At 69.5% G+C, this 10,753-nt stretch carries 11 protein-coding genes; 7 read left to right on the top strand and 4 right to left on the bottom strand.

The genetic code is table 11. The annotated features are described in order from the left end of the window. The 5 genes from AC1DYX_RS22050 to AC1DYX_RS22070 form a co-directional block, all read left to right on the top strand. Positions 1-1,186: ATP-binding protein (locus AC1DYX_RS22050; RefSeq protein ID WP_477262799.1), on the top strand; the 1,186-nt coding region annotated here is incomplete at its 5' end. Next, complete coding sequence (locus tag AC1DYX_RS22055) at positions 1,183-1,869, top strand: response regulator (RefSeq protein WP_477262801.1); 687 nt, start codon at positions 1,183-1,185, stop codon at positions 1,867-1,869. The genes AC1DYX_RS22050 and AC1DYX_RS22055, both read left to right, overlap by 4 nt. Positions 1,870-1,959: 90 nt before the next feature. Continuing rightward, positions 1,960-2,322, top strand: coding sequence for a hypothetical protein (locus AC1DYX_RS22060; protein WP_477262803.1), 363 nt, complete (start codon positions 1,960-1,962; stop codon positions 2,320-2,322). Between the two features lie 65 nt (positions 2,323-2,387). Next, positions 2,388-2,585, top strand: coding sequence for an oxidoreductase-like domain-containing protein (locus AC1DYX_RS22065; RefSeq protein ID WP_477262805.1), 198 nt, complete (start codon positions 2,388-2,390; stop codon positions 2,583-2,585). A 2-nt stretch (positions 2,586-2,587) separates the two neighbouring features. Beyond that, positions 2,588-3,094, top strand: coding sequence for an arsinothricin resistance N-acetyltransferase ArsN1 family B (locus AC1DYX_RS22070; RefSeq protein WP_477262807.1), 507 nt, complete (start codon positions 2,588-2,590; stop codon positions 3,092-3,094). Between the two features lie 5 nt (positions 3,095-3,099). Here AC1DYX_RS22070 and AC1DYX_RS22075 read toward each other — a convergent pair whose 3' ends face one another. From AC1DYX_RS22075 to AC1DYX_RS22090, 4 genes are all read right to left on the bottom strand, one after another. Then, the gene (locus AC1DYX_RS22075) at positions 3,100-4,062 is read right to left on the bottom strand and encodes a hypothetical protein (protein WP_477262809.1); all 963 of its coding nucleotides are present in this window, start codon (positions 4,060-4,062) and stop codon (positions 3,100-3,102) included. 81 nt (positions 4,063-4,143) lie between these two features. Continuing rightward, positions 4,144-5,058, bottom strand: coding sequence for a tRNA glutamyl-Q(34) synthetase GluQRS (gene gluQRS, locus AC1DYX_RS22080; protein WP_477262811.1), 915 nt, complete (start codon positions 5,056-5,058; stop codon positions 4,144-4,146). Positions 5,059-5,094: 36 nt separating this feature from the next. Beyond that, positions 5,095-7,113, bottom strand: a complete 2,019-nt coding sequence (locus AC1DYX_RS22085; RefSeq protein ID WP_477262813.1) for a putative bifunctional diguanylate cyclase/phosphodiesterase — start codon at positions 7,111-7,113, stop codon at positions 5,095-5,097. Continuing rightward, positions 7,110-7,652 (bottom strand): heme NO-binding domain-containing protein, encoded by a 543-nt coding sequence (locus AC1DYX_RS22090; RefSeq protein ID WP_477262815.1) that lies wholly within the window; start codon positions 7,650-7,652, stop codon positions 7,110-7,112. Before AC1DYX_RS22090 ends, AC1DYX_RS22085 begins: the two co-directional genes overlap by 4 nt. A 239-nt stretch (positions 7,653-7,891) precedes the next feature. Between AC1DYX_RS22090 and AC1DYX_RS22095 the strand changes: the two genes are divergently transcribed. Both AC1DYX_RS22095 and AC1DYX_RS22100 read left to right on the top strand, forming a co-directional pair. After that, entirely contained in the window at positions 7,892-9,760 is a 1,869-nt protein-coding gene (locus tag AC1DYX_RS22095) for an IucA/IucC family protein (protein ID WP_477262817.1), read from the top strand. Then, positions 9,757-10,753: MFS transporter (locus tag AC1DYX_RS22100; RefSeq protein WP_477262819.1), on the top strand; the 997-nt coding region annotated here is incomplete at its 3' end. The genes AC1DYX_RS22095 and AC1DYX_RS22100, both read left to right, overlap by 4 nt.

Here is a 10,753-nt window from a genome sequence, read left to right on the forward strand (position 1 = left end):
ACTGCCGCTGCCCGGGCCACGCGTGCCGGATGGTCCCGCCGTGCCGGCCGTGCCCGATGCGTCCGTGCCCGATCCCGCGCCGCTGCCGCTGGCACGCCGCATCACGCTGCTGGATGCGCACGGCGCCTGGCTCGCCGGGCGCCGTCCCCAGACTTCGGCCGCACTGGCCCGGCGCGCGCTCGTCGTGGCTGGCYGCACGGTCGGCTACCTGGCCATCGCGCGCGGTGCCCGCCCCAGCGATGCGATGGCCTATGCGTTCCTGCAGCAACTGCGCAGCAGCCTGTGGCAGATCGTGGTGCTGGCCGTGCTGCTGAGCGCCCTCGCCGCCGTGCTGCTGACGCGCCATTTCCGCCGCCCGATCCAGGCGCTGGCTGCGGGCAGCCGCGCGCTGGCGGATGGCCGGTTCGACCTGAAACTCGATGCGCAGCGCAGCGACGAACTGGGCGACCTGGCGCGCCACTTCAATGCGCTCGCGGGCCGGCTCGCCGGCGCGGAACAGGCGCGCCGGCAGTGGGTCGCGGACACGTCGCACGAATTGCGTACCCCGCTGGCCGTGCTGCGCGCCCAGCTGGAAGCGCTGCAGGACGGCGTGCGCAGCGCCACGCCGGACACGTTTGATGCCATGCTGCGCCAGGTGCTCGCACTGAACAAGCTGATCGACGAGCTGTATGCGCTGGCCCGTGCGGACGTCGGCGCGCTCGATTTCCGGCCCGTGGACCTCGACCTGTGGCGCCTCGCCTGCGCCGCCGCACGCGGCGTCGAAGCGCGGCTCGCGCAAGCCGGCCTCGCGCAGGAACTGGGCCCGGCACCGCCATCCGCGACGGTATGCGCGGACCCCGACCGCATGCGCCAGGTGCTCGACAACCTGTTCGAGAACAGCCTGCGCTACACCGCGCCCGGCGGCCGCGTCCACCTGCACGCGCAGGTGGACGGCCGCAGCATGCACCTGCACCTGGACGACAGCGCGCCCGGCGTGCCGGACGATGCGCTGCCCCACCTGGGCGAACGCTTCTATCGCGTCGACGCTTCGCGCAGCCGTGCCCACGGCGGCGCCGGCCTGGGGCTCGCGCTGTGCCGGCGCCTGCTCGACGCGCAGGGCGGCACGCTCGCCTTCGCGCATGCGCCGACCGGGGGCCTGCGCGTCACGCTCACGCTACCGCTGGCGGAAGCGGGAGCGACGGTATGAGCGCGCGCATCGCCATCGTCGAGGACGAACCGGAACTGGCCGCGCTGGTGGCCGACTACGCGCGCGCGGCCGGCTACGCGGCCGACGTGTACATCGACGGCGCCGTCGCGCTGGCCGCCCTGCGCCATGCGCCGCCCGCGCTGGTCGTGCTCGACCTGATGCTGCCGGGTCTGGACGGCCTGGCCTTGTGCCGCGCGCTCCGGGCCGATGGCGATCCTGTCCTGGCCACCCTGCCCGTCGTGATGGTGACGGCGCGCGTGGAAGAAATCGACCGCCTGCTGGGCCTCGACGCCGGCGCCGACGACTACGTGTGCAAGCCATTCAGCCCGCGCGAGCTGATCGCGCGCATCAGGGCGATCCTGCGCCGCACGGGACGATCCCGACCGGCCGTGCCGGCCATCGCCATCGACGCTGGCGCGCGCCGCGTCGCCGTCCACGGCAGGACGCTCGACCTGACGCCGACGGAATACGGCATCCTCGCCGCGCTGGCGCGCCGGCCCGGCCAGGTGTTCGCGCGCGCGCAGCTGCTCGACCTGGCGCGCGAAGGCAATGCGAGCCTCGACGTCACCGACCGCGCCATCGACAGCCACATCAAGAACCTCAGGAAGAAACTGGACGCCGTGCTGCCCGGCGTCGACGTCATCCACTCGATCTACGGGCTCGGCTACCGCTTCGATCTCTGAACGAACGGCGATCTTCATCTTTTCTCCACAATCGGGATGCACGATGCACCCATGGCCCGCACACCGACGGGCCCCGACAAGGAGAACGACATGAWAGCTGCCACCCTCGGCATCCTGCTGGGCGCCGCCATGCTGCCCGCGCTGGCGCAGACGACGGACGACAATGGTCCGGACGAGCACGTGCACGTGGAGATCCACTGCAAGACGACCACGGGCAAATGCAAGCCGCCGCCACCGCCACCCGCACCTCCGGCCCCGCCCATCCCGCCTGCGCCGCCCGCGCCGCCGCAACTGCCATCTGTCCCGGCCGAGGCCCACGCGGCCTGCGCGAACAAGGCGGCCGGCAGCGCCCTGACGTGGAACCTGGGCGAAGGGGAAGTGATGAAGGGTGTCTGTGCGCAGCGCAACGGCAGGATGGTATTCGTGCTGCGCAGTTATGAGCTGAACGGCTGACGGCAGCCCGGCGGCGCGGTGCGCCGCCCTCGACGCACGCACGGCGTTTAAGGTATGCTGCCCGCATGTCCGATCCCGTCCCACCCATCCCCGACCCACGCCCGCTGCCGCCCATCGAACCGGCCCTGGAGGATTGCTGCGGGTCCGGCTGTCCGAACTGCATCTTCGACGTCTATCAGATGCTGCTCGCCAACTACAAGCAGGCGCTGGCCGAGTGGGAAACACGGCATCCGGAGGCTGCCGCGCAATCGGCGCCGGACTGATCGTGCAGCCAGCCACCCACATCCGCCCCGCCACCCCCGCCGATGCCGCCCGCATCTGCGCCATCTACAACCACTACGTCACGACGACGACGATCAGCTTCGAGGAAGAGCCGGTCGACGAACCCGAGATGACGCGACGCATCGTCGACGTCGCCGCCGCCGGCCTGCCGTGGCTCGTGCTGGAAGTCGACGGCGCCGTCGCGGGCTATGCGTATGCGACGAAGTGGCGCGTGCGGCCCGCGTATCGGCACTCGGTCGAAAGCTCGGTCTACCTCGACCAGGCTTGCGCCGGCCGCGGCCTCGGCAAGCTGTTGTACGGTGCACTGCTCGACGCCCTGCGCGCACGTGACCTGCATCTCGTGATCGGCGGCATCGCCCTGCCGAACGCCGCCAGCACCGGGCTGCACGAGGCGCTCGGCTTTCGCAAGGTTGCGCATTTCCCGGAAGTCGGCAAGAAGTTCGGGTGCTGGGTGGACGTGGGTTACTGGGAACACCGGCTCGGAAACTGACGCGTTCAGAACGTGACGCCGGCGCCGAGCAGGAACACGTCCGAGTCGCGGTGGTAGTCGGTGATCACACGGCTCCAGGTCAGCTGCGCACGCCAGGTATCGCTGATGCGATAGCGCATGCCGATCGAGGCCAGGCCGGTCAGGCGGGTGACGCGCTCGGCCTCGGCGTCAAGGCGGTCGATCTGGTCGCGCACGCCATAGGCGCCGAAGCCCAGCTCCAGCACGGTGCGCTCCGTGAACGGACGCAGCAGCCATGCCTGCGTCGACACGCCGATCCGCTCGGCCACGCCGACCTTGCCCTCGTTCATCAGGATGACGCTCCATTCGACGTTCGGATTGATCGTGCGGCGGTATTCGATGCCCGACGCCACCGCTTCTTCCGACTTGAAGCTGTTGACAATGGAACGGCCCGCCAGCAGCAACAGCATCTGGTCGCCGCGGTCGGCGTTCTCGCGCCGCTCCCAGTTCGGCACCGTGCCCAGTTCATAGCCCATCCCCACCATCAGCTGCGTGGTGTCCCGCCCGGGAATGCCGCTGGTGTGCGACAGGCGCGCCTCGACATAGGCGCGCGAATGCAGGTGGTAGACGGCGTTCACGCTCATCAGCTCGCCCCAGCCGTGCTCGTTGCGATAGTCGCTCGGCGAGCCATTGCCCGTGGTCGTGTCGAGGTAATAGTAGGGGCCGATGCCCGCGCCGAACGACCAGCCGCGCTGCGGTACCCGGCTGTGCAGCCAGACCTGGGCGCCGAGACCGTCGCGGTGGTGCAGCTTCGGATGTCCTTCGTTCAGGTAATCGGCGCTCACGGCCAGCCACGGGGTCAGGCGCTGGGTATAGCCGACGTCGACGGCGAACGAGWTGTCGGCGTGGTCCTTGTCGACACGCATCGCGCCCGCCAGCAGGGACGCATCCTGCGCCTGGGCCAGGCCGGCGGCCGCCGCCAGCAGCAGGGCCGGAATAAGGGGTCGCATGGGGGATCGCATCATCGCCTCCGGTCGATTTTTTGCGATTGTGCCAAGCTTTCTGGTTTTCAGTCGCCCGGGAGCACTATCTCAGCCGCCACGCGCCGCGATCAAGGCGGCCCACGCCGGGACGGCCGTCCGCCAGAACTCGCCCAGCGCCCCGACCGCCGGCAGGTCGATCCCGAGGAACCCGGCCGACTCGCGCAGCGCCGCCACCGCGCCCGCCTCGTCGCCCGGCCGCACGGCCAGCGCGCCCGTCTGCTTGGACAGCTTCTCGCCGTTGGCATTGCGCACCACGGGCACGTGCAGGTAGCGCGGCGTGGGCACGTGCAGCAGGCGCTGCAGGAAGATCTGGCGCGGCGTGGAATCGAGCAGGTCGGCGCCGCGCACGACATCCGTCACGCCCTGGTCGGCATCGTCGACGACGACGGCCAGCTGGTACGCCCAGTAACCGTCGGCACGCTTCAGGACGAAGTCGCCCGACTCGCTGGCGAGGCGCTGGGTGACGACGCCGGCGTAACGGTCGTTGAAAGTGATCACGTCGCCGCCCGCGTCGGGCACGCGCAGGCGCAGGCTGCGCGGGCTGCGTCCCGGCGCGAGGCCGTCGCGGCAGGTGCCCGGATAGATCGCGGCGCCGTCCGGCGCGACGCCGAGCCGTGAATCGGCGATCTCGCGGCGGTTGCAGCCGCACGCGTAGACGTAGCCGGCCAGGCTGTCGTACGCCGCTTCGTACAAATGCTTGCGCCGGCTCTGCCACACGACTTCCCGATCGGAATCCATGCCCAGCCGGTGCAACAGGTCGAGGATCTCTTCGGCGGCGCCGGGCACGCTGCGGCCTTCGTCGATGTCTTCGATGCGGACGAGCCAGGTGCCGTGGTGGGCGCGTGCGTCGAGATAACTGGCCAGCGCGGCGACGAGCGAGCCGGCGTGCAGCGGCCCCGTGGGCGACGGGGCGAAACGGCCGACGTAAGAAACGTTGGGGGAACCGGTGACGGAAATGCTCACTTCAGGAACGTGTCGATCAGTCTTGGATGCGCAACCTTAGCACATCGCGATCGCCTGTGCGGCCAGCACCTGCGCGGCATCCGCCGGCGTCAACGGACGAAAATAGTAATACCCCTGCACCAGGTCGCATCCCATGTCGCGCAACAGGCGCAGCTCGGCCTCCGTTTCGACGCCTTCCGCCACGACGTCGAGGCCGAGCGCGCGCGCCAGCATCAGCACCACCTCGACGATCTGGCGCTTGTCGTCAAAACAGTCGAGCTTGCTGACGAAGGAGCGGTCGATCTTCAGTGTGTCGATCGGCAGCCGGCGCAGATAGCTGAGCGAGGAATAACCGGTGCCGAAGTCGTCCAGGCTGACGCGCACGCCCAGCGCTTTCAGTTCGGCGAACACGGCGAGCGCATGCTCGGCATCGGCCATGACGGCGCTCTCGGTCAGCTCGAGCTTCAGGCTGGACGGCGCGATCGCGGTCTCGGCCAGCACGCGCTTCACGACGTCGACCAGCCCGCTGCCCGCGAACTGCACGGCCGAGACGTTCACACTCATCGACAGGTCCATGCCGTAGACATGCTGCCACTCACGCAGCTGGCGGCACGCCGTGTCCAGGACCCAGGCGCCGATCGGCTCGATCATGCCCGTCTCCTCGACGACGGGAATGAATTCGACCGGCGACACGATGCCGTGCACGGGGTGGCGCCAGCGCAGCAGGGCTTCAAAGCCGAGCACGCAACCGTCGCCCGGCGCGACGATCGGCTGGAAATGCAGGAAGAACTGCCCCCGCGCCAACGCGTCGTGCAAGTCCGCCTCGAGACGCAGCCGGCGCACGGCCGCCTGTTGCATGGTCTGGTCGAACATCACCCAGCGCGCGCGTCCGGTCTGCTTGGCGTGGTACATCGCGATGTCGGCGTCGCGCACGATGTCTTCGACGTCGGCATAGCCGCTGGCGCTGAGCGCGATGCCCACGCTCGCCGTCACGAACACGCGCTGGTCGCCCACGTCGAACGGCTCGGCCAGCACGCCCATGAGGCGTTCGGCGACCACGATCGCGCTTTCGGCAGCCTCGAGCTGGTCCAGCAGGATCACGAATTCGTCGCCGCCGAGGCGTGCGACCAGGTGTTCGCGCGCGAGCGTCCGATCGCGCACCACGAGGTCGTTCTGGCGCAGGCAGGCCGACAACCGCCGGGCGGTCGCGATGATCAGCTGGTCGCCGGCCTGGTGGCCGAGCCCGTCGTTGATCGACTTGAAGCGGTCCAGGTCGACGAACAGCACCGCGAAATGATCGTCCGCCCCGCGCTGCGCACGCTGCAACAGGTGCGTCAGGCGGTCCAGGAACAGCTTGCAGTTGCCCAGCTGGGTCAGCGGATCGTGCAGGGCGTCGTGCAGCAGCTTGTCCTGGGCGCGGCGGCGCTCGACCACGCGGCCGAGCTGGGTGCCGATCTGCGCCATCAGCCGCAACAGCGGGTCTTCCGGGACCATCTGCTCGCGGCTGAAGAATTCGAGCACGGCGACCACTTCGCTGGCGATCATCACGGGAAAGGCGAACAGCGACGCAAAGCCGGCGTCCACGCTCAGTTGCAGGCGCGGGACCTCCGCCGCGGCTGTTGCCGCCACCTCGATCCAGACCGGCGCGCCCCTGCGCACGACCGCCCCCGGCATGCCGACGCCCGCCGCGTAGCTTTCCGCTTCCGTTCGCGTCCGCAGGGTCCGGACAGGATCCGCATCGTCGCGCAGCGTGGCCTCGTCGTACCAGATGCCCGTCGCATCGAAACGCGTCATTCCCGATTTGACCGACACCAGCCACACATGACCGAGCGGCCAGTGCGTGTAGCGGCAGACCGACTCCAACGCACGCGCCATGGCGTCGTTGACGTCGTCGGTCTCGTTGGCGGCCACCGCAATGCTTTCCAGCAGGGCGATCTCCTGCTGGCGCTGGAACAGGTCGCGCAGCCCGCGTTCGGCGATCGCCTCGGCTTCGTGCCGCGCCGCCACTTCGCGCCGCAAGCGGCGCTCGAGACGCACGATCTCGGCCCCGGCTCCGGCCTGGTCGGGAACGTTCATCGGGACAGGAACCTGACGTGGAAGACACAGCGCGCGTCGCCGTGATGCATGCACTCGGTCTGTTCGACCTCGATTTGCTCGCCGAAGTGGCCCGCGGCGCCATGCATGAAGCCTTCGGCCAGCACGCACAGGCGGCGTGGCGAGTTGTAGCCGATCCTCAATACGTCGGCCTGGCCGGTATCGAAATCGAAAACCGGTGTCTGCGCCCCTGGATACAGCTTGCGCACCTCCGCGTGGATGATGCTATTCAGCGTCAACAGGAAGCCGCGCGCGTTCGCGTGATTGGCGAAAAACGCCGGATAGCGCCGGGCAAGCAACGGCATGGCCTGCCTGCCGAACCAGCGCAGGACCTCGTCGGCCGGCATGCCGAGCGCTGCCGACGCTACGCGGACGAGGGCCGCGATCTCCCCGTCGTCATAGCTGCCCAGCGACGTATACGCACCTTCCAGGCCAGCCGCGTCGAGCAATCGATCCCAGGTGGCGTCGCCGTAGGTGCCGCTCACGGCCTCTTCCAACAGGTTAAAAATGATACCCTTCACATCGCCTCGTCAATTTCGTCAAATTTAAGAATTACGAACGTCCTCGAATATGCGATCTCGCGATATTTATGAGCGATATTGCAGCAAGCCAATAAATTAGGCAAATCAATTAGGGTGCGTCGTGCGGATTTGATACACCGGCCTTGCCCTGAGTTCACAAATTATTGAGAACGATATTGAGAATGATTCGCGTTTACGTTATGCTGCGTTCCCGTCGTTATTGAAAAGGCAAGATAAGCATGCACGCGATACCGAAACCGCTCGCCCCCGTCCATCATTCACTGGACATCGTCGCCACCGAACTGGCCTCGTCCGAAGCACGCCGGCGCAGCCTGCAGAGGACCCTGCAAGCCCTGTTCCGCGAACACATCCTGAACCGGGACCAATTGATCACGGAGGGCGCGGTGTCGTGGCTCCCGCTCTGGTCGCAGCAGGGCATGCTGCGTTTCGAAGGCCTGACCATCGGCCGCATCGGCGATTGCCGGCTGGGGGGAAGCGTGTCGTACTACACGACCGGAGAACGGCCGCAACCGGGGCCGCAGCCGGTAACGCATGCGGCGGCGCTGCTGGCCTGCGTGGCGCCCTCCCTGCCGGACGGAGGACGGGGCGCGGACCTGCAACGGCTCGTCCACGAACTCGACAACAGCCTCGCCAACGACGTGCTGTGCCTGGGCTACCGCCGCACGTGGGCACAGGCGCTGCGCGCGCAACTGGGTGCGGCCGACGCCAGTTTCATCGCGGCGCTGCGCCAGTCCGGCCACGCCAACGCCGCCCTGCTGCTGGAACAATGGGGCACACTCGGCCACCCGTGGCATCCGACGTTCAAGACCAAGCTCGGCCTGTCGCCGGACGACGTGCTGGCCCTGTCGCCGGAATTCCAGCCGACCTTGTCCGTGCCGCTGGCCGCGCTGCGCGCCGACAAGGCCCGCGTGACGTTCGCGGACGGCGCCGGCGACTACGCCGCCTGGTTCGCGCGGCACTTCCCGCAGGCTGCGCGGCGCTGGGAAGCCCGGCTCACGGCGCTTGGCGAGGCACCGGGCGACTGGTTGCCGCTGCCCCTCCACCCGTTCCAGGCCAGCCGCGTAATCCCGCACAAGTTCGCCGCCGAGATCGCGCAGGGCGACCTCGTGCTGTTCGACGACGTCGTCCTCGACGCGACGCCGACCATGTCGTTCCGCACCGTCGTCCCGGACGGTTCGCCGGTGCTGCCGCACCTGAAGCTGCCGGTGTCGCTGCGCCTGACCAGCGTCCAGCGCACGGTGTCGCCGAAGTCCACCGTGATGGGCCCGCGCATCACCCGCCTGCTCGCCGCCATCCTGGCACGCGAGGACGGGTTCGCAGGCACGCTCGACATCGTGCGCGAGGACGTGGGCCTGCACTACGTCGACCCGCAAGGCGACGACGACCGCGCGCGCCACCTGGCGATCCTGTACCGTGCCAATCCGATGACCAGGGCGGACGATACGCACTTCCCGGTTCCCGTCGGCGCCCTGTTCGCGGAGTCGCCGTTCAGCGGCCGGCCGCTCGCGACGGAACTCGTCGCACTGGCCCACGGCGACCATGCCGACGGCGCCGTCGCCTGGTTCGAGACGTATGCGCGCACCGTGCTGACGGCGCTGCTGTCCGCCTACCTCGTGTACGGCATCGCCTTCGAGGCGCACCAGCAGAACAGTTTCATCATGGTCGACGAGCGGTACGCGCCCGTGCGGCTGCTCGCGCGCGACTTCGGCGACCTGCGTATCCACGGCCCCACCCTGCGCGGCACCGGCTTGGGCGTAGCCGCGTATCGCACCGGCTTCACCGTGTACGAGGACGATGCGCCGGTGCGCGACAAGCTGCTGCACGCCGTGCTGCTGTGCCACCTGTCCGAACTGGCGCTGCTGCTGGCGCGCGCCTACGGCCATCCCGAGCAGCGCTTCTGGAACGTGCTGCGGCGCGAGATCGACGCCGTCTTCGCCGCCCTGCGCCCGCGCATCGACGCGCGCCGCTGGCACGCGGAACGGCAGGCGCTGCTGGAGCACGACTGGCCGGCCAAGGCCTTCCTGCGCATGCGCCTGACCGACACCTCGGACGACGTGCACGGCACGATGCCGAACCCGCTCGCATGACCGCCACGCGCTGGCTGTTCGCGCTGCAGCTCGCGGCGATGGGCGCCATGGAGATGAGCGGCCCGTTCTGGTCCCTGCACCTGCGCCGGCTGGGCGACCTGTCGCCGCACGCGCTCGCATGGACCAGCGCCATCGCCTACGCGAGCCCGATGGCCATGGCGATGTGCACCACGCCGTGGTGGGGCCGCCTGGGCGATCGGGTCGGCCACAAGACGATGCTGCTGCGCGCCCTGCTGGCGCTAGCGGCCACGCAATGGTGGATCGCGGCGACGGACAGCGTGGCCGTCATCCTCGCCATGCGCCTGCTGCAGGGCGCCCTCGCCGGCACCATCGCGGCGGCGCAGGCCTATGGCGCCCGCCTCGTGGCGCGGCAGGCGCGCGGTGCGCTGATGGCGCAGCTGCAGGTGGCGACCGCGCTCGGTTCCGTGGCCGGCCCCGTCCTCGGCGGCTGGCTGTTCGACGCGCGGGGCTTCGGCGCGGTGAACGTCTGGGCGGGCGCCGCGTGCCTCGCGTGCGCGGCAGTGGCGGCGGCCGTCCTGCCATCCGTTCCACCTCTGCCGGCAGGCCGGCCCGGGCCCGAGGCGGCGCGTCCGCGGATGGCGCAGCTGGCGGGCGGCATCTACGGCCTGCTGCTCGGCATCGTGCTCGTGCAGGCCGGGAAGATGATGCCGCAAACCTTTTTCGGCCTGTATGCCGCGGAGGTGCTGCACGTGTCCAGCGGGGTGACTGGGCTGTGCTATGCGGGCACGGCGCTCGGCCTGTGCCTGGCCGCGCCGTTCTGGGCCCGGCGCTTCGCGCGCCTGCCGCGTGCGCGCGTGCTCGCGCAGGTCGAATGGATCCTGTGGGCCTGCGCCGCCATCGTCGCGCTGCAGGCGCTCACCACGAACGTCGTCCTGTTCGTGCTGGCGCGCGTGCTGTGGGGTCTCTGCCTCGCCGCGCTGCTGCCCGTCTTCTACGGCCTGCTCTCGCGCGACGCAGCCGACGACGCGCAGG

The sequence above is a fragment of the Massilia sp. P2_C2 genome (assembly GCF_056404615.1).